Genomic DNA, 25,436 nt, shown 5'->3' with positions numbered 1-25,436 from the left:
AGCGCAAGCCCGCTATCGGCGCGGGAGCGTGCAATGCACGAATTCCCGGACGAGCGATGTTTTATTGAGACATTTCCGGCCGCAACCAGCCCCGCACAGCCCATGCAGATAGCTCTTTTCCAGCCCGACATTCCCCAGAACACCGGCACGATTCTCAGGCTCTGCGCCTGTCTGAACGTGGCCGCGCATATCATCGAGCCGGCTGGGTTCCCCGCTTCCGATCGGACGTTCCGCCGGGCGGGAATGGACTACCTCGACCATGTCAGCATCGTCAGGCACGATTCCTGGGCGAGGTTCGAGGACTGGCGTGCGGCACAAGGCTGTCGCCTGCTGCTGTTCACCACCAAAGGTGCGACCGACTACCGTGATTTTCGTTACCAGACGTCGGACATCCTGCTATTCGGGCGCGAGAGCGCCGGCGTCACCGACGCGGTGCTCGAGGCCGCGGATGCGCGGCTGGTGATTCCGATCAAGGCCGGCCTGCGGTCGCTCAATGTGGCCATGAGTGCGGCGATGGCCGCCGGCGAGGCGCTGCGTCAGCTCCGGACCCCTGAAGGCCCAAACGATTGAGGAGAGAGACTTGAGTTACGCGGTCAAGGAAATCTTCCTGACCCTGCAAGGCGAAGGCGCCCATGCCGGGCGCGCCTCCGTGTTCTGCCGCTTTGCCGGTTGCAACCTCTGGAGCGGCCGCGAGGCGGATCGCAACGAGGCGACCTGCAAATTTTGCGACACGGATTTCGTCGGCACCGACGGCACGCTCGGCGGCCGCTATGGCTCGGCCGCGGAACTCGCCGACACCATCGCCGCGCAATGGATCGCATCGGCCGACAACCGCTACGTGGTGCTGACCGGCGGCGAGCCGCTGCTCCAGGTCGATGCCGCGCTGGTCGACGCGCTGCACGCCCGCGGCTTCGAGATCGGCGTCGAGACCAACGGCACGATTGCAGCCCCCGAGGGGCTGGACTGGATCTGCGTCAGCCCCAAGGGCGGCAGCGAGCTCGTTTTGCGGCGCGGCCATGAGCTGAAGCTGGTCTATCCGCAGGTGCTCGCCCCGCCCGAGACCTTCGAGGGCCTCGCCTTCGAGCGCTTCTCGCTCCAACCGATGGACGGACCCGAGGTCGCCGAGAACACCGCACGCGCGATCGACTATTGCCTGCGCCATCCGCAATGGCGGCTCAGCGTGCAGACGCATAAGTCGCTCGGCATCAGATAGGTTTGGTAGACGGACAGATGCAAAGCTCACCCGCGTCAGCATCCACGGCGACAATTGCAACGAGAGCCGCACCTGTTTGGCGTCCGCAAGGGCTGACGAAATGACCGCGATAATGGATCCGACCCTGATCGAAGACCGCAAGGCCCGCGCGCGCGCGTGGTTCGAAGCCTTGCGCGACGACATCTGCGCGAGCTTCGAACAGCTGGAAGAGGACGTCCCGCCAAGCCTCTATCCGGGCGAAGCCGGCCGTTTCAAGCGCACCCCCTGGCAGCGCACCGATCATTCCGGCGCGGCCGGAGGTGGCGGCGTGATGTCGATGATGCATGGCCGTCTGTTCGAGAAGATCGGCGTGCATTGCTCGACGGTGCATGGCGAATTCGCCCCTGAATTTCGTGCTCAAATCCCCGGCGCCGCGGAGGATCCAAAATTCTGGGCCTCCGGCATCTCGCTGATCGCGCATCTGCGCAATCCGCACGTGCCCGCCGTGCACATGAACACGCGCTTCGTCGTCACCACCAAAGCCTGGTTTGGCGGCGGCGCGGACCTGACGCCGGTGCTGGAGCGCCGGCGCACGCAGGACGATGCCGACAGCATCGCCTTTCACGCCGCGATGAAACAGGCCTGCAACCAGCACAGCAGCGTCGCCGATTACGACAAGTACAAGAAGTGGTGCGACGAATATTTCTACCTGCCCCACCGGAAGGAGGCGCGCGGCATCGGCGGCATCTTCTACGACTGGCACGACAGCGGCGACTGGGACGCCGACCTCGCCTTTACCCAGGATGTCGGCCGCGCCTTCCTGCAGATCTATCCCGAACTGATCCGGCGCAATTTCGCGACAGCCTGGACCGCTGCGGATCGCGAGGAGCAATTGATCCGGCGCGGTCGCTATGTCGAGTTCAACCTGCTCTACGACCGCGGCACCATTTTCGGGCTCAAGACCGGCGGCAACGTGGATTCGATCCTTTCGTCGCTGCCGCCGGAAGTGAAATGGCCATGAAGCTTGCAATGCCGCCGCTCCCTCGCGCCATGCTGATCGACATGGACGACACCATCCTGTCGGCCTATGGCCGGCCTGAGATCGCCTGGAATACGATCACGGCCGAGTTCGCCGAAGAACTCGCGCCGCTGCCGCCGCCGCTGGTGGCGACCGCGGTGCTGACGTTCGCGCGAAACTTCTGGGCCAACGCGGAAGCCGCATGGCGGCTGAAGCTTGCCGAGGCCCGCCACCTCACGGTCAAGGGCGGCTTTGCCGCGCTCGCGGCCGCCGGCCATCGCGCCCTGCCCGATGACCTCGCCATTCGCCTCGCCGACCGTTTCACCGCCTATCGCGAGGAGGAGATGTTCGTCTTTCCCGGTGCGCATGCGGCGATCGACCAGTTGAAGGCGCTCGGCATCAAGCTCGCGCTGGTGACCAACGGCGCCGCCGACACCCAGCGCGCCAAGGTCGAGCGCTTCGAGCTCGCGCACCGCTTCCACCACATCCAGATCGAGGGCGAGCACGGCTTCGGCAAGCCCGAGGAGCGCGCCTATCTGCATGCGATGGAGGCGCTCGGCGTCACCGCGAAGGACACCTGGATGATCGGCGACAATCTGGAATGGGAAGTCGTGACGCCGCAGCGCCTCGGCATCTATTCGATCTGGATCGACGTGCATGGCGACGGCCTGCCCGAAGGCTCGATCGTCCGACCCGACCGCATCATCCGTTCGCTGACCGAGCTCCTGCCGGAGTAACCAAAGGCGAAAACAAAAATATCGAAAAACAACCCCATGCACAGTAGGCGCTGCTGCGAATTCAAGGACTTACGGCAAACGCAAACTCAACTTTCGATTTTTACGAAATCCTTTTGACACGCCGGGCAAAACAGGGGCATGATGGCATCGTCGCGGCCTTTGCGATGAAGGGCCCCTAGCCAGCGGCCCCGGCATCTGAGCGTTTCTGCACGGCACGCGCGGTCTCATCCGCCGTTTTCCGGATGTCATGACAAATTGCTAGCCTCGCGTCCGGGTCGATCAACTCGAAAGGACAATCCATGGAATTGAAGGCCGGCGATGTCGTGATGCTGAAATCCGGCGGTCAGCCGCTAACGGTTGCGGAGGTGAAGGAGAACGACGTGCTCTGCCTCTGGATGGGCATGGAAGGCGATCTGTTCCGCGAGACGCTGCCGCTGGCCACGCTCGTGCAGGTGGAAGAGGAAGAGAACGGCGAAGACGACGAGGATGAAGACGAGGACGACGAGGAATAAGCACACCTAAGAGCGCGCGCTGGTCAGATGCGAGTGCTCGTCGTTGGCCTCGCGCTTTTGGATAGGACTTCGACCAATTTCTCGACAAGCTCCGAATGGAGGAAGATTGGAGAGGCCGGGGGCCTATGCATTCCCAATTTCGAGCAACAAAGCGTGCCGCAATCGGCCGACGTTTAAATCGCAGCGCCCGTTAAAGGCGCGCTCGATATTTAAATTTTGTTTCCAATTCGTTTGGAGCTGATCAAACCGAAACCATCGCCAGCGTGGTCCCCCGGACTGGCACGATGGACTTATAAGCATGCGGCAGTGCTCGCTATTCTAACTTGCCATCCTAAGGTTATACAATTAAACTGCAAAAAATATATTGCATTTAAAAGATGCGGGCGGCGAGATGCCGAGCCTGTTTAATGAAGGAGGGCTGATCATGGCCATTAAAAAGAATGTCGTTTTGAGAGGCGCGGCAGCTCCGACAGAGGTGACGGTTCCAACCTTCTCCTTCGGCCCCAACGATTCCCTCGCACAGTTGATCGTCGACGCGTGGGTCGAAGACGATTTCCGAAATTCGTTGCTGGAACGGGAGGCGGACAACACTACCGTGACAGCCGCCGCCGCGAACCGAGCCAAAGTCGCACTCGCGGCGCGAGGTATCTATCTGAACCGCGCGGTCATCATCACGGAAGAAGAGCACGATAGTCACTACACGATGCAAAACCCTGATGAAGTCGTTTTTGTGCTGCCGAACAAAAGCCGCGTGACCCCTCGACCCGGCCAGTCACTTCTGGAAACGGCTCGCTTGCTGATGTCTTGTACACCCAACGGTATCTAGCGCTGTTACCGTTCGGTTCGAGGGGCGGCGCGCTCCGTCTCCAGCTTGAAGCTGTCCGAAGTGGCAACGGCAGACAGACGGTCCTGCTGAGCACTGCAGGTTGGGAGGTTTCTAATGACGCGGTTGAGGACGGAGTGGGTCAACGTCACGGGTGATATTTCAATCATTGCTCGCGACTCCGGACAGGTTTGGTTCCACACGACGGGTGGGACGAAAGGGAATGTAGATCCATTCGCGATGCCGATGATGGGCATGGGTACGGCGGGCAGCACGATCGGGCTGCTCGACGGCGCGATCAATCTCGGATTTGCCGCGATTGAAAAACGCCTCGCGCGTCCGGAGCAGACGCTCACCGGCTATGTAGTGGCCCTGGTCGGCGCCTATCACACCTCTGTCGATACGCCTCGAAATCTGCGGCGCGCCGCCAGCCGCTTCGAGGAGCTGGGCAGGCCCGAGGTCGCTGCCTACCTTGAAGAACGTGCACGCGAGGAGTCTGGTCACGATCGCCTCGCGCTCAAGGACCTGCGCGCGCTCGGTTTACCAGCCGAGCGACTCGTCACCAATTTCATCCCGCAGGGGATCAAGCCGCTCTGCAAGCGCTTTGATGACCTTTGCTCGCAGGACTACCCGATCGGCTGTATAGGGTACTCCTACTGCCTGGAGCGCATCGCCGCGCTCAAGCAGGAGGCGGACGTCGAGAAGGTCCAGGCGCTGTGTCCGGACGGCGTCGATGCGACCCGCTTCCTCAGAAGCCACAGCTCTCTCGGGAGTGAGGCCACACACGTCAAAGATACCATCGAGTTCGTCGCGTCCCTTCCTGCGAATGACCGTATCGCAGTCGTTCAGGAGACGTATGAATCGGCCCTGATCCTGGCGGAAGGCTATAATCACGAACTCCATAAATCCGAAGCCGAAATGGTCGACGAGCTTCGACAGGCGATCGGAGAAGCGCTCCCATACGGTCTCAGTTCAGGGCCTTCAGAAGACGAAGATTGCAGCGCTCGCCCCGCGGCTTGAGCGGAACAGCGCGACATCATCGCGGTTTTGCTGGGCCTGAGCGCGCAACCACGCACTGTTCCGGCGCCTCCGTGGTGAGATAGAATAAGGGGTCCTACGGCGGTTAAGAGGAGGACCTCTTCGATGACGAGGACAAACACCGACTTAGCCGAGTGGCTGGCCAGACACGGTCTAGGCGAGTACGCCCAAGCCTTCGCGGAAAACAACATCGAGTATTCCGTCCTTCCGGACCTGACGGAAAATGATCTCAAGCAAATTGGAGTTTCGTCCTTAGGCCACCGCAAGAAGCTGCTTAGGGCGATTGAAGCCTTGACCGCTTCAGGCCAGCTCGGCGGCGCAACGCTTGTGGGTTCAAGAGTGGCTGCGGCGTCGCCCTCCGTTGCGCAGCATCGCGAACCTGAATTCCGTCAGATCACGGTGCTGTTCAGCGACCTTGTGGCTTCTACACAGCTCTCGGAGAAGCTGGACCCTGAGGATCTCCAAAAACTCATCGACGCATACCGTGAGGAATGCAGCACCGCGATCGGGCGGTATGGCGGTGAGGTGGCCCGCTATTTCGGCGATGGCGTCATGGCATTTTTCGGCTGGCCCTCCGCTCACGAGGATGACGCCATTCGTGCTGTTCACGCCGCACTGGAGATCGCGTCCGGGGTCCCGAAGATTTCAGGTCCGGTTCCTCTGTCTTGTCGAGTGGGTGTTTGCTCTGGACCGGTTGTTGTCGGTGACATTGGAGACAGCGGCAGGTGGTCGATGGACGCGGTGGGGGAGACGCCGAACATTGCGGCGCGCCTGCAGGCCCTTGCCGCTCCAGATACGGTACTCATCTCAGAGACAACGAGGCGTCTCATATCGGCGGCTTTTGATTTTCAGGACCTGGGGATCCAGGAACTCAAGGGTGTGACTCAGCCCGTTCATTTGTATCGCGTGCTGGCGGCTAAATACACGGTCAGCCGCTTCGAGGCTGCGCATGCGGGCTCTCTAACTCCGCTCATTGGACGCTCAAGCGAACTGAGCCTGCTGCTCGACAGGTGGCAGAAGGTCAAGGAGGGTGATGGCCAAGTCATACTCCTCTCGGGCATCCCGGGAGTCGGAAAGTCGAGGCTGCTCCACGAGTTGAAATCGCATATTCAGCAGGAACCGCATATTTTGCTGCATCATCAGTGCTCGCCCTACCACAATCAGAGCGCGTTCTTCCCCGTCATCGAGCAGATCCAACATTTGGCCCAAATAACAGCGCGCGAGCCTGATGCAGACAAGCTCGCCAAGCTCAGGGCTTACCTTCCCGATAATTCCACCGGGCCGGTCCTGCTGGTCGCCAGACTGCTATCCATCCCCGTGCATGATCACCTCCAACTATCCGGCCTGACCCCGCAGCAAATAAAGAACAGAACCATAAGCACGCTTGTCGATATGCTGTTGGCGTTCTCCGTCCAAGGGCCGACGCTCTGCATCTTTGAGGATGCACACTGGCTCGATCCGTCGACGGTTGAGCTGCTTGACTTGATTATCAGCCGGATCGGCCACGCCCGCGTGCTGCTTGTCGTGTCCTGCCGGCCGGAGTTCCGCCCTGCGTGGATCACTCATGCGAATATCTCCGTGCACTCGCTGACTCGACTATCGCAGGCGGAAGTGAAGGCGATGATTCGAGGTCTGTTGAGGGGCGGGAGAATGCCTCAACCGCTGCTGGACCAGATTATCGAAAAAGCCGATGGCGTCCCGCTGTACATCGAGGAACTGACAAACAGTATGTTGAGCGCACCTGTACTCGGTCGAGGTGCGTCCGAGCGGACGGCACAAGCTGCATTGCTCAGGGTTCCGGACACGCTGAGTGACGCATTGATGGAGCGGCTCGACCGCGTTGCGCCAAGTCGCAAACTTGCAATGATTGCGGCGGTGATTGGGCGCGAGTTCTCCTATGATCTCTTGTCGGCTGTATCGCAACTCGACGAAGATAAAATGCTGACAGCACTCTCGCTGCTCGAACAGGCTGACATCGTATATCGAGTCGACATTTCGCCTTCCCTCCGGTTCGCGTTCAAACATGTGTTGCTGCGCGATGCGATCTACGATTCCCTGCTCAGGAGCAAAAAACAGCAGATCCACGCCGAGATCGCCACAGTCCTGGAGCATCAGTTTCCGGAGCTTGCGGAAAATCAGACCGAAGTCCTGGCGTATCATCATCAGGAAGCAGGCAATCACAGTGCAGCTATCCGTTATTGGTTCAAATCCGGGCAGCGCGCACTCGCGCACTCCGCCAACATCGAAGCGATTGCCAGTTTTCGAAGTGCGCTTGAGCTTCTGAAAACGCTGCCCGAAACCCCCGAGCGGACCAAACAAGAGACCGAGGTTCAATTGGCGCTGGGGATACCGCTTATCGCCGTCAAAGGATATGCCTCCACGGAAACACGCGAAGCGTTTTCCAGAGCCCGCGCATTATGCCTGCGTCTCGGCGACATCCCTGAATATTTCCAGGCCCTGTTTGGGTTGTGGGGACACTCATGGATGGGTGGAAGGAATGATGAGGCCCTCAGCATGGCCGATGAGTTTCTGTTGCGGTCACGAGACTTGTCTGACCCCGTGCTGGCGATGGTGGCTCACAGAGTGATGGGCAGCACGTTGTTGACCATCGGGGACTTCCAATCCTCAGCGAACCATTTCGAAGAGACGATCAGGCTCTCGATCAGCGAAGGAAGACAGCCTCTTCATCAGCTTTACGTGGTGGAGCCTCAAGCGGCTTCACTGCTGCTTCAGTCCTGGGACTTGTGGTTTCTCGGCTATCCCGATCGAGCCCTTTCGCGCGTATCAGAAGCGCTCGCCCTGGCTCAGGATCTTGCTCACCCGTACACAGTGGCATTTGCTCATTACATGACCTCTGTCGTGCACCTGCTGCGCGGGGACGCCGCTCGCGCTCTCGAAAACGCACAGAGCAGCTTTGAAATGTCACAAGAACAGCGGTTTTCGCTGTACGCGATTTTATCGAGAATTTCTCGAGGCCGGGCTGTCGGCGAGCTTGGCCGGATCGAGGAGGCCCGATCCGACATCGCACTGGGAATCGATGAAGCGCGGCAAAACGGTGTCGGTTTCATGCTGCCAATGATGAATAGCTGGCTGGCAGAGATTGACGCCAAGGTCGGCGAGAATGAACGCGCACTATCATTGATCGAGGGGCTTCTGGCCGGCGTAGGTGATGTGACAGGCAGGGCATGGGAGTCGGAATTGCACCGGCAAAAAGCCCAAATTCTCCTATCGCTCGTCCCATCGAAAGTCGGCGACGCCGAGTCTCATCTTAGGAGATCCATTGAAGTGGCGCGTGGTCAAAGCGCCAAATCCTTGGAGTTGCGCGCCGCCACAAGCCTCGCAGAACTCTGGCGGAGGCAAGGAAGGATTGATGAGGCGCGCACGCTGCTAGAACCGATCTGCGATTGGTTTGACGAAGGAACCGAAACGGCCGACCTCAAGCGTGCGCGCGATTGTCGGCGTGCACTGCATTGATCCCGCCGCTCACAGCGCGTTGCGGTGGTCGAGTGCATCCGCTCTATGCGAACCCTATTGCAATTGCGCCTCCGCCAGCAAACGCATTGCCCTGGATTCGCAACAAAGATGCCCGCCCCCCGCGCGCCAAACCTCCGATATCTCTAGGAGTCAAACAGGAAAGTGACAGCCGACAGGACCCTTTTCCGGCGACCCGCTCTGAGCGGACATAATGACGCTGGTACGGCAGGTTAGCTCGGCCAAGAGCCGCCCTCGCCAAATGCAGTTTGTCCCTTCCCGGCTCCGGGAGCATGCCCGAGACGTATCAGCATCGATATTCTGGTGTTAGATTTCCTGCTCCTACCGAATAGGAGGACGACATGCCCGATAGCGTCTACAAGGTCATTGAACTGGTCGGTACCAGCACCGACTCCTGGGAGAAGGCGGCCGCCAATGCGGTCGAGCAAGCTGCAAAATCTCTCCGAGATCTTCGCATTGCAGAGGTCGTCAAGCTCGACATGCAACTGGATGACAAGGGAAAAGTCGAGGCTTATCGCGCCAAGCTCAACGTATCGTTCAAGTTCGAGGGCTCCTGAGCCTCAGCACCTCGCCCCCACTCGCGGGGCGAGGATGGCTCATTGGAAAAGGCGCGTCGCCCAGTCCGCCCAACCGGACGCTGTGGCCCGTCCCGGAAGTCGGCCCTAGTCCGACCGGGGCCGATATGCTTTGATGCGAGGGGGCGTGTAGCGCGTGGTGGCCCCATGTACATGGTCATTCGCAAGTACACCAAGGTTCGCTCGGTGGCGGACGCCGCTCGTCGCGCCAAGAGCGGCGTAGGTGAGATCCTCAGGCAATCGCACGGATTCAGATCTTACCATGTGCTGGATGCGGGCGACGGCGTTGGTATCGCCGTGATGATATTTGACGACCGGGAGAGCGCCAACGCAGCGAACGCCAAGATACTGGCGTTTGTGCAGGCGAGTCTGCATGATCTCGATCTTGGGGTTCCCGAAGTCACCACCGGCGAGGTCTTGGTGAACATCGAGTCTGATGGGTCTTCGGGCATAAAGTAGCGGCAAACATCACCAGTTGCGTGGCGGATGCCGCCCCCTGCTCTGGTCATTGACCTGGTGTCACCCTCGGGCTTGCAACGATCGCACCCTGAACATCCGTGTGCCGCCCGTCAGGAATATTCGACTGCGCGTGCTTTTCGAGGAGCAGCAACGACATGAAGCAACACACCTCCGAAGCATTTTCCACCACAGCGATCGGCTGGACACCGCTGATGCTTATGGGCATCGCGATGCCGCCCCGGGATCCCGACGAGGAGGATGAGGAGGACGAAGACGACGATGAAGAAGATGACGCTGACGAACCAGCAGTCGTGCGCGAGCCGGACGATGACTAGACTAGCCTGCATCTGGCAGTCGGCGCTATAGTATCTCCCATGGGCTGGGATGCGAAAGACATAGCGCTGCTCAAAAGGCTCTGGTCCGCAGGACAGAGCGCGGCGCAGATTGCGCGCCGTCTCGGGTGCAGCCGTAACGCAGTCTGCGGCATGCTAACCCGTCTGAGCCTGAAGCGCGGCCGCAAGCCGCCTACGGCACGGCCCAAGATAAGGCCGCCCCCGAAACTGAGGCCGACATCATCGGCAGCCTGCGCCCGTCCAGTCGCACAGAAGGTGTCGTCGAGTACGGCAAAGAGGCCGCAGCCCAAGGAACTCAGCAAGCAGCAGCTTTACGCCATTCTGGCTGAGGCGGTCAGAAACACCGGCTAAGAACTCACATGAATGTCGATGCGCTCCTGTCAGTGCCTGGCGCAGTTCGACGGGTTCGGCTGTCGTGTACCCTCCCAAGGCTCATGTGCTTCGGGTCAGAAATCTCGGTTTGAGATCACAACAGTAAGGTCGTATCTGGCTCCGGTAGTAGGTCTGCGCTGAGCTATCGACCTATTCAGCTGTGGACGCAGAAGCGGTCACCGCGCAGCGGGTTATTCGGGCAAGCCCGCTTTCCGAAGCCCCTCTCGCCAACGCACAGTCTACCGGCGCGCTTGTTTCAGCCCTGTTACGAACCAGGATCGTACTTGGCGCTTCTCGGCTCACGGCGGAGAAGGCCGGAAGACGCCATACGCATCGCACGCACCGCCTGCCCCTCGGAGCGACCAGGGCTAGGTTTTTACAACCGATATGAGCCGTGGTTCGGTTGGTGATCGAGCTGCGACACGATGTTCTAAGGTAGGAACGCCCCCGTGGCGGCCGAGTTAAGAGGGCAAAACCACCTATCAAGGAGGCAAAGTCATGGCCCGCGCAACAGCTCATCCGGATCATCACTGCATCTCAAGCGAGGACATTCAAGGAACCGAGGTTTATGGAGCAGATGGGACGAATATCGGTGAGATTGATCACCTCATCATCGACAAGGTGTCAGGCCGAGTGGCTTATGCAGTCATGAGCTTCGGCGGATTTGTTGGCTTGGGTCATAGCCACTACCCCATTCCCTGGAGTGCTCTGACCTATGACACGTCGCTTGGCGGTTTTCGAACCAACATCACAGAGCAACAGCTGAGGGACGCGCCTGAGTTCAGCGATGATTCCTTGCAGGATCGAGACTGGGAAACACGAACCCACCGGTATTATGGGACACCCACCTACTGGGAAGGACGAGGTGGCCTGTAACGCCAGGCGGCGCATCAGAACATTTCCAACCGTGAGTGCCGGCTGAATTGATCGGCGGGCGCTCATGGGGTGACGGCGGATTTGATCCCGCCGACTGAAGCTGGTGCTAGGCGGTGCTCTCCGCAAAGGGCCTCAATCGAGGCCCTCTTGCCGTGGGGCTTATCGATGAGGTTAGCTGCGAGAGATCGTTCAACAAAGTTCAGCCGCTTCCAGTGTTCATTGGCGGCCCTGCGCCCAAAGAATGCCAGCCGCAGCATCGGCGAGCGGGCGTAATCGCCGAGGATGCTGCTCACTGGCTCAGTCGAGGCGAAACCACCGATAGCCATAGCCATCAAGCTCGATAAGAGTGGCGTCGGCGGTAAGGTTGGATCGTAAATTCGGTTACCGAATATATCGGTCAGCTTCCGTCCCTTCGGAATATCCCAGATCTCCGTGCTGCAGCTCGTCTGTGATAAATTGTGCAGCACCAGCACGAATTTGCCTTGCCAAACGAAATGTTGGATCAAGACAGCGGGACAGTTGCTTTCGGGTACGGTGCATTCACCCCAGCCGATCTCCGGGCACGACTGGCGCATTTCGACCAGACGCCGCAACCAATTGAACAGCGAATCCGGGTCGCGTTGCTGGGCAATCGCATTCACGTTGGCTGGTGCGTATTGGCCCTCGCGGATCACATGATGAAGCAAACGATTCCCCGGCCGCGTGGAGAATCCGGCGTTTTCGTCGTCCGTCCATTGCATGCACGTACGGACAGGCCATCGCTCAGGAAGCGTCAGATCGTCGCCCATTCCCAGTTCGTCGCCGTAGTAAATGACCGGTGTACCAGGAAGACTGAACAGCAGGCTGAATGCCAGCTCGATGCGGCGGCGATCGTTTCCGAACATGCAGGCGAGCCGCCGCCGAATTCCCCGTCCGTAAAGCTGCATTTTGCGGGTTGGAGCGAATGCAGCATAAACTTCGTCACGCTCTTCAGAAGTTAAACGGCCGAGGTCCAGCTCATCATGATTGCGTAGAAATTGAGCCCAGTGTGCGAATTCGGGGCAGCTGGCTCATGCAGCGCCGCAGCGGTTCGGCACTTTCCCGTGCAAGTGCAAGGAACAAGTGCTGGTTCAGTAGGAACGCAAATAGCATGTGGATCCGCGATCCATCGCCAAAATAATGCTGAAGCTCCGTGGGAGCTACATTTGCTTCCGCCAGCAACACCGCATCACCTTTGCGCCAGGACAGGAAATTGCGGAGCTCGGCGAAAAACTCATACCGACGCTTCGCCGGACGATCTGGACGTATTTCCTCCACGACGAACGGTGCAGCGTCTATTCGGAATCCCGAAACACCGAGTTCAAGCCAGAAGCCGAAGATCCTGAAGATTTCTTCGCGGACGGCAGCGCAGGCTATGTTGAGGTCAGGTTGATGTTGGTAAAACCGGTGATAATACCACGAGCGCGCGCAGAGGTCGTAAGTCCAGACGCTGAGTTGAAACCCGGGAAATACGACGCCTTCTGTGCTATTTTCGGGTTCGCTGGTTGACCAGACGTAATATTCCCGAAACGGCGACGACGGGTCGGCGCGAGCCTGCTGAAACCATGGGTGCCTGTCCGAAGTGTGATTGATGGGAAGATCGACTATCAGCCGCAATCCGCGCAGTCGGGCCTGATGACTGAATTCGACGAAATCGCCCAACGTTCCGAGTGCCGGCGCGATGTTGTAGTAATCCGTGACATCGTAGCCGTGGTCTAGTCCGGGACTGGGATAAAATGGAAGCAACCACAGGCAATTTACGCCGAGTTGAGCGATATGATCGAGCTGCTCGGTTAGTCCCTTGAAATCGCCGATCCCGTCTCCGTTGCCGTTCTTGTAGGTGGCTACGTTGAGGCTGTAGATCACGGCGTTCTTGTACCAGAGGTCGAGCAAGCGCCGACTTCCTTTGCTGGTGAGCGAGCGAACGGCTTGCAGGTAACCACCAGTGTGGACAGTCGTTCCGGGAATTAGTGGCAATGGGACGCAATGGGACCTGGGCGGGCGTGCGCGTTTAGGTCGCGTCCAATTTGACCGAAAGCATTGCAGGGCGTCCTTTAGGACGCCACAAGTCGTTGCGCGCGTCCCTGACCGCAACCCACCAGCGTCGGCCGAGCACAGCAATTGTGGCGACACCAAAGGAGCGAGTATCCGAAGGCCAGAGCAGGTCCGGGAAGATAGGCTACTCTCCAGAGGCACGAGCTCCACGCCGTGGCGCGACGAACCTTATCGGAAGGCGCCAATGTCTCGGTTGGGCCATAAGCCGCCGATGATGGCCAAGCGGGGCGACTTTCGGTTTGGGCTCGGAAGCCGACTTTTGTGAGTACACGCTCGGAGGAAGTTCGATCCCCGGTCCATGCACCAATCCCCGGTGAGCGGCGTCATCTACGCGACGAGCTGCCTTGCAGCGGCAGAGATCATCACCAGTCCGCCCGTGATCACCGCCACGTCGAGGATCGCGGTGTGGATGTGGATCGGCATCCGCTCGACGAAGGCTTTTGCGAGGAACGCACCGGGAATCGCAATCGCGCCGACCAGCAGCGCAAAGGCGAGCACCTGCGCGGTCACCGCGCCGGCAAGGCCGAACACCGAGATCTTGATCAGGCCGGTGCCGAGCGAGATCATCGCATCGGTAGCGATCACCGCGGCGCCTTCGAGGCCTGCGGCCACCAGCAGCGAGAGCAGGATCACGCCGGAGCCCGAGGTGCCGCCGACCAGCACGCCGTAGCCGACCGAACCGGCCGCAAGGCCGGTATCGCCGATCCTGAGCTCGCGACGGCGCAGCACGCGGCGCAGCGGTACGCTCAGGATCAGCATGGTGCCGATCACGAGCGCCGCGCCCGCATTGGTCAGACGCGTGTAACCGTAGGCGCCGAGCGCGGTCGTCAGCGCCGCGCAGGCGAGCACGTCCATCGCTCGACGTTCGGTCTCCCTCAAACAGCCGAAATGGCAACGCCGCGCGCGTTGGGCAGTTTAGGGCCACAACAGACCTCAGCCAAGAGAGCTTGCCACTGGGCTTTGTTGTCCGCAGATGGAGGCTTTGCTGCCTACGTGGTAGAGTTGCCTATGGTTCGCAAAAAGCAGCAAGCCCCGTTGGCATTTAAGAACACATCCAAGCTTGGGGACTGGCTTGAGAAGCACCATGGCACTGCGACCGAACTCTGGGTGCGGATCTTCAAATCAGACACGGGCGTGCCGTCTGTGACGTGGAACGATTGCGTTATTGAGTCCATCCGCGTCGGTTGGATCGATGGCCAGATGAAACCTTTCGACGACACGTCGTACTTGCAACGACTTACCCCGAGGAAGGTGAATTCCAATTGGTCGGCCAAGAACTGCCGTCACGCAACAACCCTGATCGCTGAAGGGCGGATGCTTCCCGCTGGATTGGCTCAGGTCGAAGCGGCCAAGTCGGATGGACGATGGGACACCGCATACGCGGGCTCAGCGGACATGACTATCCCGCAAGACTTTCTTGACGCCTTGGAGGACATGCCTGCGGCGAAAGCGTTCTTCGCGACGCTCGATCGCAGAAATCTCTATTCAATCTACTATCGCCTTCATACAGCGAGGAAGCCCGAGACGCGCGCCAGACGGATCGCGCAAATTGTTGCGAAACTGGATCGTGGCGATAAGTTTCACTGACCCATGCAGCCTCTCCGAGAGAGTAAGCCATAGCGGGCAGATGATCGGCTGCACTGTGCCGCTTGTGAAGCAAAACCGGCCGTCGCTCCACCATTTCGATCCGGCATCACCCCGACTCATGCACCGCATCAATTAACAGCCGGGTCAGCGGCGGCAAGCGGACCGGCAGACATGGTGAGGACCGGCCCTTACCGAAGAATTGAGAAGATCGTGCCGCCTATTTCCGATTAAACACCTCCGTACACCACGCCTGCTGATCTTCGGGCTTGCCCACAAAAGCACACTCAAATGGGCCGCCGGTTATTCCGGAAAGTTTTCCAGTTCCCTTGACGGTGTTCTCGCCTTTTGCCTTACCGTCAGTAACCGTGATGGTAAACGGCCCCTTTAGTTGGTCATCGCCGGTGCCCCAAGTGAGTTCGCCCTCACCCTTACCGGTCTCTTGTGTAAGACTATACGTCCCAGAAGCAGGTGCCATGTGCAGAGGACCGCTGCCAGCGTCGTTGAAGGTGATCCCCCACAGGGTCCCGTAGGCAAATCCTTTGTCTACGCGTTCTTGGATCAATTTCCACCCGCTGTGGACTTTGATCGTGCCCGCGTCCTCAGCCCATGCCGGCAGTACCAAACCGGCGGCGAACAGCGACGCAAAAAGGATTTTACGCATCTTGGAGTCTCCTCTTTGGGTTCGTGTGTCGAGGGATGATCCCGCCAAGTGAAGTCCAGTTCGCGTTCGTGGGGGGAGCTAACCATTATGAGGTACCAAGACGCGCAGGCGGTAAGCTTGCCCCGCGAGGTCTGAACAGGGTTAAAAGCTGCGGTCAGCACGTTCATCGCTCGATGTTCGGTCTCCCTCGATCAGCCGACATGGCAACGGCTCGCGCGTTGGGCAGCTTAGGGCCAGGAAGAGATGGCTCTGGCACGTTGGTGCGGCAGATAACCAAACGCCCGCGGCATTCGTTTTCAACTCAGAAGGCAGCTCCGGCCAGCAAAAAAACGCCGCCAAGCGCGACCATCACGAGTCCGGGCCAGTTCGATTTGACGCCGAAGCCGCTACCGGGCCTTTCAGGCTCCAGCGTGTCACGCCCGGAGCGAAGCCATTTCCCACCGCTGAATCGGCCTCGCCAGATGGGCTGAAATGCCATTTGGAGTACGCCGCCGAAAACAAGGAGCACACCAAGCCATATGAGAGTCATGCTCATCTCCTCTACCCGCGAACGCCGCTAGATTGCTGCGCCGAGAACCGTGGCCCATCCAGCGTCTGCCGGTGCTCTCGGAATCAGACCGACTCTGAAAGCCGCCGGACGCACCGGCGTGCCGCACCTAGGCCGAGGAACGCACTCACCGAAGCTCAGGCTACGTCTAGGCGTCCTGCTTAGTCCTCATCCGGCTCGCGCACGACCGGCGGTTCGTCGGTTTGGTTCTCGTCCTCGTCTTGCTCTTCCTCCTCTTCCTCCTCTTCCTCCTCATCCTCTTCGTCGTCATCGGGATCCCGGGGCGGCATCGTGTCGGGCATGATCGCGAAGACATGCCGGTCGATCTTAGCTGGAACCAGCTCGGGGGGTGGGGTCATGTTGTTGCTCCTCAGATGTGACCCTTGAGCACTCTACCCCTTTTTGGCGGGGCAGACACGAAATTGGCGGCCAGCGCGCCGGTTATCTCTATCAGACGCGCTAGTCCTCGCATTCGAGGTGATCCGCGGTCCAGGCGCGGCAATTGGGCCGGGGTCATCTACGCGACGAGCTGCCTTGCAGCGGCAGAGATCATCACCAGTCCGCCGCTGATCACCGCGACGTCCAAGATCGCGGTGTGGATGTACACCGGCATCCGCTCGACGAAGGCTTTTGCGAGGAACGCACCGGGGATCGCAATCGCGCCAATCAGCAGCGCAAGCGCGAGCACCTGCGCGGTCACCGCGCCGGCAAGGCCGAACACCGAGATCTTGATCAGGCCGGTGCCGAGCGAGATCATCGCATCGGTCGCGATCACGGCTCCGCCTTCGAGGCCGGCGGCCATCAGCAGCGACAGCAGGATCACGCCGGAGCCCGAGGTGCCGCCGACCAGCACGCCGTAACCGATGGAGCCGGCGGCAAGGCCGGTGTCGCCGATCCTGACCTCGCGGCGGCGCAGCACGCGGCGCAGCGGCACGCTCAGCATAAGCATGGTGCCGATCACGAGCGCCGCGCCCGCATTGGTCAGGCGCGTGTAACCGTAGGCGCCGAGCGCGGTTGTCAGCGCCGCGCAGGCGAGCACGATCAGAGCGCGGCGGCGGTCGGCATAGCGCAAGTAAGCTATCGCGCGGCTGAGATTGGTGAAGATCGCGGAGATCGCGATGATCGGCACCACCGGCTCAGCGCCGACCATCGGCACCAGCACCAGCGGCATCAAAGCGCCGGTGCCGTAGCCGGCAAGACCACCGATGATCGAAGCCAACAACGCCATCGTTGCTACCAGCAGGAGCTGGTAAATCGGGATGTCGGCGAAGCCTGAAACGATGGTCACGTTCTCTCGTCGCGGCGGACGCGGGCGGCAGCTTGATCGGCGATGGCAGCGAGCGCGGCTTGCTCTAGTGGAAAATCCGCCGCAAGCCAAGCGTCCTCGGCGAGCGTCAAGACATGTCCGAGCGCAGGTCCTTCCGCCATGCCGCGCGCGATGAAATCGGCCGCCTTCAACGGAAATTTCGGCGCAGTCCAGCGCTGCGGCAGCTCGGCGAGCGCGCGCCAGCGCGACGATCCGACGTCGCCACCGGCCCGGGCCCAGGCCAGCAACACGCGTTCCTGATAGCGCTCTGCGCCGAGCCGGTAGAGCAGCCGCCGCGCCTTCGGCTCGTTCTTGGCGGCCAAGCGCCACCAGCGATGCCCCATCGAATCCAGCGCCTTGGTCTCGCTATTGGAGAGCCGCAGGCGCGCGGCGATGCGCTTGGCATCTTCGGTCACCGCGACCGTCAGCGCGGCCAGGCGCCGCGTGCTGCTTGCGGTGAGGCCGAGCTCGCGCTCGATTGCGATCATCGCCGACAGCGGCCCCGTATAGACCACGCCTCCGGTCAGCGCCTGCAGCAATCCGCCCTCCGCCATGGCCAGCACGGCCGCGGATGCACCGCCGGCGACCAGCAGCTTCAGCATCTCCATGCGCACCCGCTCGGCCGAGAGGTTCGCAAGGCCCGCGCGTGCCCGGATACAGGCGAGATAGCCGTCGCGGTCTGGCTCGCCGGCGCCGAAGGCAGCGTGGATGCGGAAAAAACGCAGGATGCGCAAATAGTCCTCGGCGATGCGCTGGCCGGGATCGCCGATGAAGCGCACGCGGCGCGCTCTGGCATCCGCAATCCCGCCGACATAGTCGTGCACGACGCCGCCCGCATCGACGGACAGGCCGTTCATGGTGAAGTCGCGCCGCTCGGCATCCTTCACCCAGTCGCGGCCGAACGCGACCTTGGCCTTGCGGCCGAAAGTTTCGGTGTCCTCGCGCAGCGTCGTCACTTCATAGGGATGCCCGTCGATGACGAGCGTGACGGTGCCGTGGTCGATCCCGGTCGGCACGCTCTTGATGCCGGCGGCCTTGGCACGCCGCATCACTTCGTCCGGCAACGCGGTAGTCGCGATGTCGATGTCACCGGGTGAGAGACCGAGCAGCGCGTTGCGCACCGCGCCGCCGACCACCCGCGCCTCCTCGCCATTCGCGCCCAGCAATCGCAGGACGCGCCCGGTCCCGCCTGCGGTCAGCCAGGGCGCATTGGCGAGTAACGGCTCCGCGCTCATCGTCCAGCCCTTATTTTTCCGTGCCCGGCACGAATTTGCCGTTCTCGATATGCGCGGGAACGTAGGTCGAGTCCGGTCCGGCGCCGGAGAAATGTGCAAGGCCGACCAGCCCCGCGATCACCAGCGCGATCGCCACCAGGGCAAGGCGCGCAACGATGGTGACCGGCCAGGACGATCGCGCGAACAGGCCGGATCGGGTGGCGGCCAGGAACAGCGCATAGATGGCAAAGGGAATAAGGAAGATTCCGATCTCGGTCAGAACCGTCCGGATCATGACGAATAGATCCGCTCATACAGCACACGCAGCATTCCCGCCGTCGCACCCCAGATGTAGCGTTCCGCGAATGGCATCGCGTAATAGGAACGCTCCATGCCGCGGAATTCCTTGCTGTGCACCTGATGGTTCACCGGGTTCATCAGGAAGGATAGCGGCACTTCGAATGCGTCATCAACCTCTGAATGATTGATCGTGAGCTCGAAGCCCGGCCGCACCCTGGCCACTGTCGGCAGGATGCGGAAGCCGAACGCGGTCCCGTAGAGGTCGAGATAGCCGATCGGCTCGACGAAGTCGCGCGACAGCCCAATCTCCTCCTCGGCCTCGCGCAGCGCCGCATCGAGCGGCGAGGAGTCGGTCGCGTCGATCTTGCCGCCAGGAAAGGCGATCTGGCCGGCATGGTCGTTCAGATGCGCCGAGCGCTGCGTCAGCAGGATGGTCGGCTCGGGATGGTCGACCACTGCGATCAGGACCGCCGCCGGCCGTACCGGCTGCTCGCGCGCGATGATCTCGAGCATCCTGTCGGTGCCGGGATCGCCCGAGGCGGGAATGATGTTCGGATCATAGAGACCGGGCGGGACGTCGAAATCAAGCTTGGCCCTGGAGCGGGCGAAGAAATCCGCCGCGCTGAGCGCGACCGGATCGTTCTGCAGGATAGGTTTGTTCAAAGCGCGGCCCTCACCTGCTCAGCGTCGGCCATGGCGAAGAATTCGCCGGCCGACTCGACGCCGAACATCGGCTGGCCATCGACCATCCGCTCCTCGCCCATGTCAACCAGATCGTAATAGAGCGCGCGGGTGACCTTGGCCCAGAGATCGGCGCGGACGTGCAAGTATGGCGTCAGCCCGCCGTCCCTCGCCTGCTCGAAACGCAGCCGGTGCGCGGCGTCGCAGGTCACCCAGTCGTCGACATTGGTGCGGAAGCGCAGCACGCGATGGCCACCCTCGCGCTCCTTGAGCATCTCGACCGCCATGAACGGCGCGTCGTCGACGCGAATGCCGACCTTCTCCACCGGCGTGACCAAAAAATGCTTGTCGCCCTCGCGCTTGAGAATGGTCGAGAACAGGCGGACCAGCGCGTGACGCCCGATTGGCGTCCCCATGTAGAACCAAGTACCATCAGAGCCGATTCGGATATCGAGATCGCCGCAAAACGGCGGATTCCACAGATGCACCGGAGGCAGCCCCTTCGTGGCACCTTCGGCATTGGCAGCACTTTTGGCGGCGGCAGTCAGCCCTTCAAGGCCGCGATCGGCACTCTGCCCTTGGTTCGCCATGGTTTGCCCTGACTTTGTCCTTGGCACGATTGGTGCAGGTCTACGTTGTTTTCGGGTGTGCGGTTCCACTCCGGATTAATCCGATGTGCGAGGTCGCCACTTCGTGATGCCGTACATAACCCGAAGCCGATAAGGTGGGGATAGGTTAATTCAACGAATACATGGCCTTCCTGCAAGTCTAGCATAGGCCCATGATCCGGCGTGATGACCTGACGCGATGTGCCGAGGTGACGACGCAGGCAAGCCGCGTGACAGGCTGAAGGAGCGAGCGAATGGCGGAAAGTGTCGAGAAACTCGAAGACGGAATCGTCCGTTCGGCCGAGCAGGTATCTAGCCAGATTCGCGCGGCGAAGGAGGCGATCGCGTCGGTCATCTTCGGCCAGGATCGCGTGATCGAGAACACGCTGGTTACGATCCTCTCCGGCGGTCATGCGCTGCTGATCGGCGTGCCCGGTCTCGCCAAGACCAAGCTGGTCGAGACGCTCGGCGTCACGCTGGGCCTGGACGCCAAGCGCATCCAGTTCACGCCCGATTTGATGCCGTCGGACATTCTCGGCGCCGAGGTGTTAGATGAGAGCACCGCGGGCAAGCGGGCCTTCCGCTTTATTGCGGGTCCGGTGTTCGCGCAGCTGCTGATGGCCGACGAGATCAACCGCGCCAGCCCGCGCACGCAGTCGGCGCTGCTGCAGGCGATGCAGGAGCAGCACATCACGGTTGCGGGTGCGCGCCATGACCTGCCCAAGCCCTTCCACGTGCTCGCCACGCAAAACCCGCTGGAGCAGGAAGGCACCTATCCGCTGCCCGAGGCGCAGCTCGACCGCTTCCTGATGGAGATCGACGTCGACTATCCCGATCGCGATGCCGAGCGCCGCATCCTGTTCGAGACCACCGGCGCCGAGGAGACGCTGGCCAGGGGCTCGATGAGCGCCGATGCGCTGATCGTCGCGCAGCGGCTGATCCGGCGCCTGCCGGTCGGCGATTCTGTGGTGGAGGCGATCCTGTCGCTGGTGCGTTCGGCCCGTCCGGGCGTGGAGAGCGGCGAAGCCGGCAAGTTCATCGCCTGGGGCCCCGGCCCGCGCGCCAGCCAATCGCTGATGCTGGCCGTGCGCGCGCGTGCGCTGATCGACGGCCGTCTCGCGCCTTCGATCGATGACGTGCTCGACCTCGCCGAGCCCGTGCTGAAGCACCGCATGGCGCTGACCTTCCAGGCGCGCGCCGAAGGCCGCACGATTCCGGACGTGATCCGGCAATTGAAGACACGGATTGGTTGATGGCGGCAGAGAACGGGCACACAGCGAGGGAGATCATCGCGATCCGACGTGCCGATGGCGAAAGCCGTACGCTCGCCGCTTCGCTGCCGCGCCTGGTGCTCGAGGCCCGCCGTATCGCCGCCAACGTCATCCACGGCCTGCACGGCCGACGGCGTGCCGGCTCCGGCGAAAGCTTCTGGCAATACCGCCGCTTCGTCTCGGGCGAGCCGTCGCAGAACGTCGACTGGCGCCGCTCGGCGCGTGACGACCATCTTTACGTCCGCGAGCAGGAATGGGAAGCCGCGCACACGGTTTGGATCTGGCCCGACCGCTCGCCCTCGATGGCCTTCGCGTCGAAGACCGCGCGCGAGTCCAAGCTCGAACGCACGCTGATCGTCGCCTTCGCCCTGGCCGAGCTGCTCGTCTCCGGCGGCGAACGCGTCGGCATTCCCGGACTGATGGCGCCGACCGCGAGCCGCAGCGTGATCGACAAGATGGCGCAAGCGATGCTGCATGACGACGCCGAACGCCTCAGCCTGCCGCCGTCCTTCGTGCCGTCGGCGCTCGCCGAGACGATCGTGCTGTCGGATTTCTGGTCTCCGATCTCCGAGATCAGGACGACGCTCACAGGGCTGTCCGGCTCCGGCGCGCATGGCACCCTGGTGCAGATCGTCGATCCCGCCGAAGAGTCGTTTCCGTACTCCGGCCGCGTCGAGTTCGTCGAGCCGGAAGGCTTCGGCGTGATCACCGCCGGCCGCGCCGAGAGCTGGGCACAGGATTACACCGCGCGGCTCGCGCTGCACCGCGACCAGATCCGCGCCGAGACCAACAAGCTCGACTGGCTGTTCACCACGCACGCGACCGACCGCTCGGCCGCCGAACTGCTGCTGTTCCTGCATGCCGGCATGCAGGTGAGCAAGTCGGGCGCCCGCATCGCGACGATCAAGGCGGGGCCGGCCGCATGATAGGATTGCCGCTCGCCTTCACCGAACCGCTGCTCCTGATCGGCCTCGTCAGCCTGCCCGTGCTGTGGTGGCTGCTGCGGGTGATGCCGCCGCGGCCGCGGCGGATCGAATTTCCGCCGACGCGGCTGTTGTTCGACATCGCGCCGCGCGAAGAGACGCCCTCGCGGACGCCATGGTGGCTGACTGCGTTGCGGCTCCTAGCTGCGGCGCTCGTCATTTTCGCCGCCGCCGGCCCGATCTGGAATCCGCAAACGGGCGCCGCCGGCAGCAAGGCGCCGCTGATGATCATGTTCGACGATGGCTGGAGCGCGGCGTCGCACTGGGACATCAGGATCAGGGCCGCCGATGAGCTGATCGCCAACGCCGACAACGATCGCCGCGCTATCGCGCTGGTGCCGCTGTCGGAGCCGAACCGCGACATCACCCTGATGCCGGCGGGTGCGGCGCGCGTGGCGCTGCGCCAGCTCGCCCCGAAGCCTTATTCGATCGATCGCGTCGAGACCCTGGCGGCAATCGACCGTTTCCTGAAAACGACCGGCGACTGCGAGGTCGCGTGGTTGTCTGACGGCGTCGACACCGGCCGCGGCGAAGAATTCGTGGCCGGCCTCGGCAAGACTGTCGGCGATCGCAACCTGACTGTGTTCGAAGGCGGTACCTCTGCGCCGCTGGCGCTGGTCGCGGCCGAGAACGCCGCTGCCAGGATGACCGTGAAGGTGCTGCGCACCGACAGTGGCATTGCCGTCGGCACCGTGCGCGCGCTGGACCAGAAGGCCTCGCCGATCGGAGAAGCCCGTTATTCGTTCGGCCCGCAGGACAAGGAAACCGACGCAGCGTTCGATCTGCCGGTCGAGCTGCGCAACGACATCACGCGGCTCGAAATATCCGGCGAGCGCTCCGCCGGCGCAGTGCAGCTGCTCGACAAGCGCTGGCGCCGCCGCGCCATCGGCATCGTCTCGGGTTCGACCAGCGAAACCGCGCAGCCGCTGCTGGCGCCGACCTTCTACCTCACCCGCGCGCTGGCGCCGTTCGCAGACGTGCGGCTCGCCGACAGGGGCTCGCCGCAGCAGGGCATCACCCAATTCCTCGACCAGAAGCTGCCGATGATCATCCTGGCCGATGTCGGCACCATCGCGCCCGAGCTGCGGGAGCGCCTCAACGCCTGGATCGACCAGGGCGGCGTGCTGGTGCGGTTCGCGGGCCCCCGCCTGGCGCAGGCCGAAGACGATCTCGTGCCGGTCAAGCTGCGCAAGGGCGGCCGCACGCTCGGCGGCACCCTGACCTGGGAGAAGCCGCAGCATCTCGCCTCCTTCGCCGCCGACGGGCCGTTTGCTGGCGTCGTGGTCCCCAAGGACGTCACCGTGAGCCGCCAGGTGTTAGCCGAGCCCGACGCGGTGCTCGCCACCAAGAGCTGGGCTTCGCTGGAGGACGGCACGCCGCTGGTGACCGGCGAGCATCGCGGCAAGGGCCTCGTCAGCCTGTTCCACGTCAGCGCCGACATGCGCTGGTCGGATCTGCCGATGTCAGGCACTTTCGTCGAAATGCTGCGGCGTGTCGTCGACATGTCCGGCTACACCGCCAAGCCCGGCGCCGGGGTCGCAGCCGAGACCACCGCCGAGACGGTGGCGCCGCTGCACATCCTCGACGGCTTCGGCGCCTTCGGCCCGCCGCCGGCCACCGCAAAACCGCTGCCCGCGGATTATCGCGACCGCGCCACACCCGATCATCCGCCGGGCTTCTATGGTCCGGCCGAAGGACCGCTCGCCGTGAACACGCTTGCCGCCTCCGACCGTATCGCCGCCCTGAACACCGCGAGCCTGCGCGCCCGGCACGCCACCTACACCAACGCCGAGCCGCGCGATTTGCGCGGCTGGCTGCTGTCGACGGCGCTTGCGCTGTTCCTGATCGACGCGGTCATCGTCGCTCTGCTCGGCGGCGGCATCGCCGCGCTGCTGCGCCGCCGCGCCGCGCCAGCGATGATCGTGCTCGGTATCGTGCTTGCAGGCCTCGCGTCGCTCTCGCCGGCGCCCTCGCGCGCCGACGGCATCACGGACGAGTTCGCGATGAAGGCGGTGTCGCAGACCCGCCTCGCCTATGTCGTGACAGGCAATGCCGACGTCGATTCCATCGTCAAGGCGGGGATGAACGGGCTGACGCTGTTCCTGGCGCAGCGCACTGCGCTTGAGGCCGGCGATCCCGTCGGCGTCAATCCCGCGCGCGACGAGCTCGCCTTCTTTCCGCTGATCTACTGGCCGATCGTGCCCGGTGCGCCCAAGCCGCCGCAGGATGCCATCAACAAGATCGACGCCTACATGAAGCAGGGCGGCACCGTGCTGTTCGACACCCGCGATGCGATCGAAGCACCGCCCGGCGCGAACGGTGCCGCGCAGACCCCGGCCATGCAGACGCTGCGCGAGATCCTGTCCTCGCTCGACGTGCCCGAGCTCGAGCCGGTGCCGCGCGAGCACGTGCTGACCAAGACCTTCTACCTGCTGCGCGACTTCCCCGGCCGCTTCGTCACCGGCCAGACCTGGGTCGAGACCCTGCCGCGCGATGAGGACGAGGACAGCGCGCAGCGTCCGGCGCGCGGCGGCGACGGCGTCTCGCCGATCATCATCACCTCGAACGACCTTGCCGGTGCCTGGGCGGTGCGGCCCGACGGCCAGGCCATGCTGCCAGTGACTGGCGGCGACACCCGCCAGCGCGAATTCGCCTACCGCGCCGGCGCCAACATCGTGATGTACACCCTGACCGGCAACTACAAGGCCGACCAGGTGCACGCACCGGCGCTGATCGAACGGCTGGGGCAATAGGATCG

The 25,436-nt window shown here is 62.3% G+C and carries 27 protein-coding genes and 1 pseudogene; 17 read left to right on the top strand and 11 right to left on the bottom strand.

Going from position 1 to position 25,436, the window contains the following annotated elements; all coding sequences use genetic code 11:
- The first annotated feature begins 102 nt into the window (after positions 1-102).
- The 13 genes from IVA92_RS10650 to IVA92_RS10590 all read left to right on the top strand — a co-directional run bounded on the left by IVA92_RS10650 (position 103) and on the right by IVA92_RS10590 (position 11,447).
- The gene (locus IVA92_RS10650; protein ID WP_247279678.1) at positions 103-570 is read left to right on the top strand and encodes a tRNA (cytidine(34)-2'-O)-methyltransferase; all 468 of its coding nucleotides are present in this window, start codon (positions 103-105) and stop codon (positions 568-570) included.
- 10 nt (positions 571-580) lie between these two features.
- On the top strand, positions 581-1,213 hold the full coding sequence (gene queE / locus IVA92_RS10645) for a 7-carboxy-7-deazaguanine synthase (protein WP_247279623.1): 633 nt from the start codon (positions 581-583) through the stop codon (positions 1,211-1,213).
- A gap of 112 nt (positions 1,214-1,325) precedes the next feature.
- Positions 1,326-2,213 (top strand): oxygen-dependent coproporphyrinogen oxidase, encoded by an 888-nt coding sequence (gene hemF, locus IVA92_RS10640; protein WP_247279677.1) that lies wholly within the window; start codon positions 1,326-1,328, stop codon positions 2,211-2,213.
- Positions 2,204-2,947 carry an HAD family hydrolase gene (locus tag IVA92_RS10635; protein WP_247279622.1) on the top strand — a complete coding sequence of 248 codons (744 nt, stop codon included), beginning with the start codon at positions 2,204-2,206 and terminating at the stop codon, positions 2,945-2,947. Before hemF ends, IVA92_RS10635 begins: the two co-directional genes overlap by 10 nt.
- 299 nt (positions 2,948-3,246) lie before the next feature.
- The gene (locus tag IVA92_RS10630; RefSeq protein WP_247279621.1) at positions 3,247-3,459 is read left to right on the top strand and encodes a DUF2158 domain-containing protein; all 213 of its coding nucleotides are present in this window, start codon (positions 3,247-3,249) and stop codon (positions 3,457-3,459) included.
- Between the two features lie 424 nt (positions 3,460-3,883).
- Entirely contained in the window at positions 3,884-4,285 is a 402-nt protein-coding gene (locus IVA92_RS10625) for a hypothetical protein (RefSeq protein ID WP_247279620.1), read from the top strand.
- Between the two features lie 114 nt (positions 4,286-4,399).
- The gene (locus tag IVA92_RS10620) at positions 4,400-5,302 is read left to right on the top strand and encodes a hypothetical protein (RefSeq protein ID WP_247279619.1); all 903 of its coding nucleotides are present in this window, start codon (positions 4,400-4,402) and stop codon (positions 5,300-5,302) included.
- 123 nt (positions 5,303-5,425) lie between these two features.
- Positions 5,426-8,794 (top strand): adenylate/guanylate cyclase domain-containing protein, encoded by a 3,369-nt coding sequence (locus tag IVA92_RS10615; protein WP_247279618.1) that lies wholly within the window; start codon positions 5,426-5,428, stop codon positions 8,792-8,794.
- A gap of 359 nt (positions 8,795-9,153) precedes the next feature.
- Positions 9,154-9,369 (top strand): dodecin family protein, encoded by a 216-nt coding sequence (locus IVA92_RS10610; protein ID WP_027529685.1) that lies wholly within the window; start codon positions 9,154-9,156, stop codon positions 9,367-9,369.
- 165 nt (positions 9,370-9,534) lie between these two features.
- Positions 9,535-9,846 (top strand): hypothetical protein, encoded by a 312-nt coding sequence (locus IVA92_RS10605; RefSeq protein WP_247279617.1) that lies wholly within the window; start codon positions 9,535-9,537, stop codon positions 9,844-9,846.
- Between the two features lie 155 nt (positions 9,847-10,001).
- A complete protein-coding gene (locus IVA92_RS10600; RefSeq protein ID WP_247279616.1) occupies positions 10,002-10,181 on the top strand; it encodes a hypothetical protein in 180 nt (59 codons plus the stop codon).
- Positions 10,182-10,220: 39 nt separating this feature from the next.
- Positions 10,221-10,550 (top strand): GcrA family cell cycle regulator, encoded by a 330-nt coding sequence (locus IVA92_RS10595; protein WP_247279615.1) that lies wholly within the window; start codon positions 10,221-10,223, stop codon positions 10,548-10,550.
- A 519-nt stretch (positions 10,551-11,069) separates the two neighbouring features.
- Complete coding sequence (locus IVA92_RS10590; protein WP_247279614.1) at positions 11,070-11,447, top strand: PRC-barrel domain-containing protein; 378 nt, start codon at positions 11,070-11,072, stop codon at positions 11,445-11,447.
- Positions 11,448-11,509: 62 nt separating this feature from the next.
- Here the strand turns inward: IVA92_RS10590 and IVA92_RS10585 are convergent, their stop codons facing one another.
- The 3 genes and pseudogenes from IVA92_RS10585 to IVA92_RS10575 all read right to left on the bottom strand — a co-directional run.
- Complete coding sequence (locus IVA92_RS10585) at positions 11,510-12,331, bottom strand: alpha-amylase family glycosyl hydrolase (protein ID WP_247279613.1); 822 nt, start codon at positions 12,329-12,331, stop codon at positions 11,510-11,512.
- A 115-nt stretch (positions 12,332-12,446) separates the two neighbouring features.
- Positions 12,447-13,358: an alpha-amylase family glycosyl hydrolase gene (locus tag IVA92_RS10580; RefSeq protein WP_247279612.1), complete on the bottom strand. Its 912-nt coding sequence runs from the start codon at positions 13,356-13,358 to the stop codon at positions 12,447-12,449.
- Positions 13,359-13,847: 489 nt separating this feature from the next.
- Positions 13,848-14,384 (bottom strand): annotated as a pseudogene (locus IVA92_RS10575) (sulfite exporter TauE/SafE family protein); the annotation flags it as partial.
- A gap of 144 nt (positions 14,385-14,528) precedes the next feature.
- Between IVA92_RS10575 and IVA92_RS10570 the strand changes: the two are divergent.
- The gene (locus tag IVA92_RS10570) at positions 14,529-15,107 is read left to right on the top strand and encodes a YdeI/OmpD-associated family protein (protein ID WP_247279611.1); all 579 of its coding nucleotides are present in this window, start codon (positions 14,529-14,531) and stop codon (positions 15,105-15,107) included.
- A gap of 217 nt (positions 15,108-15,324) precedes the next feature.
- Here IVA92_RS10570 and IVA92_RS10565 read toward each other — a convergent pair whose 3' ends face one another.
- From IVA92_RS10565 to IVA92_RS10530, 8 genes are all read right to left on the bottom strand, one after another.
- Positions 15,325-15,768, bottom strand: coding sequence for a hypothetical protein (locus IVA92_RS10565; RefSeq protein WP_247279610.1), 444 nt, complete (start codon positions 15,766-15,768; stop codon positions 15,325-15,327).
- A gap of 301 nt (positions 15,769-16,069) precedes the next feature.
- Entirely contained in the window at positions 16,070-16,297 is a 228-nt protein-coding gene (locus IVA92_RS10560) for a hypothetical protein (RefSeq protein WP_247279609.1), read from the bottom strand.
- Positions 16,298-16,476: 179 nt separating this feature from the next.
- Entirely contained in the window at positions 16,477-16,674 is a 198-nt protein-coding gene (locus IVA92_RS10555; RefSeq protein ID WP_247279608.1) for a hypothetical protein, read from the bottom strand.
- A gap of 158 nt (positions 16,675-16,832) precedes the next feature.
- Positions 16,833-17,603 carry a sulfite exporter TauE/SafE family protein gene (locus tag IVA92_RS10550; protein ID WP_247279607.1) on the bottom strand — a complete coding sequence of 257 codons (771 nt, stop codon included), beginning with the start codon at positions 17,601-17,603 and terminating at the stop codon, positions 16,833-16,835.
- On the bottom strand, positions 17,600-18,856 hold the full coding sequence (locus tag IVA92_RS10545) for a CCA tRNA nucleotidyltransferase (protein ID WP_247279606.1): 1,257 nt from the start codon (positions 18,854-18,856) through the stop codon (positions 17,600-17,602). Before IVA92_RS10545 ends, IVA92_RS10550 begins: the two co-directional genes overlap by 4 nt.
- Positions 18,857-18,866: 10 nt before the next feature.
- On the bottom strand, positions 18,867-19,130 hold the full coding sequence (locus IVA92_RS10540) for a DUF6111 family protein (protein ID WP_247279605.1): 264 nt from the start codon (positions 19,128-19,130) through the stop codon (positions 18,867-18,869).
- On the bottom strand, positions 19,127-19,798 hold the full coding sequence (locus IVA92_RS10535; RefSeq protein WP_247279604.1) for a CoA pyrophosphatase: 672 nt from the start codon (positions 19,796-19,798) through the stop codon (positions 19,127-19,129). Before IVA92_RS10535 ends, IVA92_RS10540 begins: the two co-directional genes overlap by 4 nt.
- The gene (locus tag IVA92_RS10530; RefSeq protein WP_247279603.1) at positions 19,795-20,406 is read right to left on the bottom strand and encodes a DUF1285 domain-containing protein; all 612 of its coding nucleotides are present in this window, start codon (positions 20,404-20,406) and stop codon (positions 19,795-19,797) included. Before IVA92_RS10530 ends, IVA92_RS10535 begins: the two co-directional genes overlap by 4 nt.
- Before the next feature lie 272 nt (positions 20,407-20,678).
- Here IVA92_RS10530 and IVA92_RS10525 point away from each other — a divergent pair, with 272 nt between their 5' ends.
- The 3 genes from IVA92_RS10525 to IVA92_RS10515 are packed head-to-tail and all read left to right on the top strand — an operon-like array spanning position 20,679 to position 25,431.
- The gene (locus IVA92_RS10525; protein WP_247279602.1) at positions 20,679-21,677 is read left to right on the top strand and encodes a MoxR family ATPase; all 999 of its coding nucleotides are present in this window, start codon (positions 20,679-20,681) and stop codon (positions 21,675-21,677) included.
- A complete protein-coding gene (locus IVA92_RS10520) occupies positions 21,677-22,621 on the top strand; it encodes a DUF58 domain-containing protein (RefSeq protein WP_247279601.1) in 945 nt (314 codons plus the stop codon). The genes IVA92_RS10525 and IVA92_RS10520 overlap by 1 nt, the downstream gene beginning before the upstream one ends.
- Positions 22,618-25,431, top strand: coding sequence for a DUF4159 domain-containing protein (locus IVA92_RS10515; protein WP_247279600.1), 2,814 nt, complete (start codon positions 22,618-22,620; stop codon positions 25,429-25,431). The genes IVA92_RS10520 and IVA92_RS10515 overlap by 4 nt, the downstream gene beginning before the upstream one ends.
- Positions 25,432-25,436: the final 5 nt, after the last annotated feature.

Source organism: Bradyrhizobium sp. 154 (genome assembly GCF_023073875.1).
Taxonomy (GTDB): Bacteria; Pseudomonadota; Alphaproteobacteria; order Rhizobiales; family Xanthobacteraceae; genus Bradyrhizobium.
Note: the sequence above shows the minus strand (reverse complement) of the source record. Positions and strands in the feature narration are given on the sequence as shown.

Bases quoted from the DNA above. Each gene is read 5' to 3' on its own strand.
- IVA92_RS10585 (WP_247279613.1), bottom strand. From the start codon at position 12,331: ATGTTCGGAAACGATCGCCGCCGCATCGAGCTGGCATTCAGCCTGCTG.
- IVA92_RS10540 (WP_247279605.1), bottom strand. From the start codon at position 19,130: ATGATCCGGACGGTTCTGACCGAGATCGGAATCTTCCTTATTCCCTTT.
- IVA92_RS10590 (WP_247279614.1), top strand. From the start codon at position 11,070: ATGGCCCGCGCAACAGCTCATCCGGATCATCACTGCATCTCAAGCGAG.
- IVA92_RS10520 (WP_247279601.1), top strand. From the start codon at position 21,677: ATGGCGGCAGAGAACGGGCACACAGCGAGGGAGATCATCGCGATCCGA.
- IVA92_RS10625 (WP_247279620.1), top strand. From the start codon at position 3,884: ATGGCCATTAAAAAGAATGTCGTTTTGAGAGGCGCGGCAGCTCCGACA.
- IVA92_RS10555 (WP_247279608.1), bottom strand. From the start codon at position 16,674: ATGACCCCACCCCCCGAGCTGGTTCCAGCTAAGATCGACCGGCATGTC.
- IVA92_RS10605 (WP_247279617.1), top strand. From the start codon at position 9,535: ATGTACATGGTCATTCGCAAGTACACCAAGGTTCGCTCGGTGGCGGAC.
- IVA92_RS10545 (WP_247279606.1), bottom strand. From the start codon at position 18,856: ATGAGCGCGGAGCCGTTACTCGCCAATGCGCCCTGGCTGACCGCAGGC.
- IVA92_RS10600 (WP_247279616.1), top strand. From the start codon at position 10,002: ATGAAGCAACACACCTCCGAAGCATTTTCCACCACAGCGATCGGCTGG.
- IVA92_RS10525 (WP_247279602.1), top strand. From the start codon at position 20,679: ATGGCGGAAAGTGTCGAGAAACTCGAAGACGGAATCGTCCGTTCGGCC.
- IVA92_RS10610 (WP_027529685.1), top strand. From the start codon at position 9,154: ATGCCCGATAGCGTCTACAAGGTCATTGAACTGGTCGGTACCAGCACC.
- IVA92_RS10630 (WP_247279621.1), top strand. From the start codon at position 3,247: ATGGAATTGAAGGCCGGCGATGTCGTGATGCTGAAATCCGGCGGTCAG.
- IVA92_RS10565 (WP_247279610.1), bottom strand. From the start codon at position 15,768: ATGCGTAAAATCCTTTTTGCGTCGCTGTTCGCCGCCGGTTTGGTACTG.
- IVA92_RS10650 (WP_247279678.1), top strand. From the start codon at position 103: ATGCAGATAGCTCTTTTCCAGCCCGACATTCCCCAGAACACCGGCACG.
- IVA92_RS10615 (WP_247279618.1), top strand. From the start codon at position 5,426: ATGACGAGGACAAACACCGACTTAGCCGAGTGGCTGGCCAGACACGGT.
- IVA92_RS10560 (WP_247279609.1), bottom strand. From the start codon at position 16,297: ATGACTCTCATATGGCTTGGTGTGCTCCTTGTTTTCGGCGGCGTACTC.
- IVA92_RS10595 (WP_247279615.1), top strand. From the start codon at position 10,221: ATGGGCTGGGATGCGAAAGACATAGCGCTGCTCAAAAGGCTCTGGTCC.
- IVA92_RS10570 (WP_247279611.1), top strand. From the start codon at position 14,529: ATGGTTCGCAAAAAGCAGCAAGCCCCGTTGGCATTTAAGAACACATCC.
- IVA92_RS10620 (WP_247279619.1), top strand. From the start codon at position 4,400: ATGACGCGGTTGAGGACGGAGTGGGTCAACGTCACGGGTGATATTTCA.
- IVA92_RS10515 (WP_247279600.1), top strand. From the start codon at position 22,618: ATGATAGGATTGCCGCTCGCCTTCACCGAACCGCTGCTCCTGATCGGC.
- hemF (WP_247279677.1), top strand. From the start codon at position 1,326: ATGGATCCGACCCTGATCGAAGACCGCAAGGCCCGCGCGCGCGCGTGG.
- IVA92_RS10530 (WP_247279603.1), bottom strand. From the start codon at position 20,406: ATGGCGAACCAAGGGCAGAGTGCCGATCGCGGCCTTGAAGGGCTGACT.
- IVA92_RS10635 (WP_247279622.1), top strand. From the start codon at position 2,204: ATGGCCATGAAGCTTGCAATGCCGCCGCTCCCTCGCGCCATGCTGATC.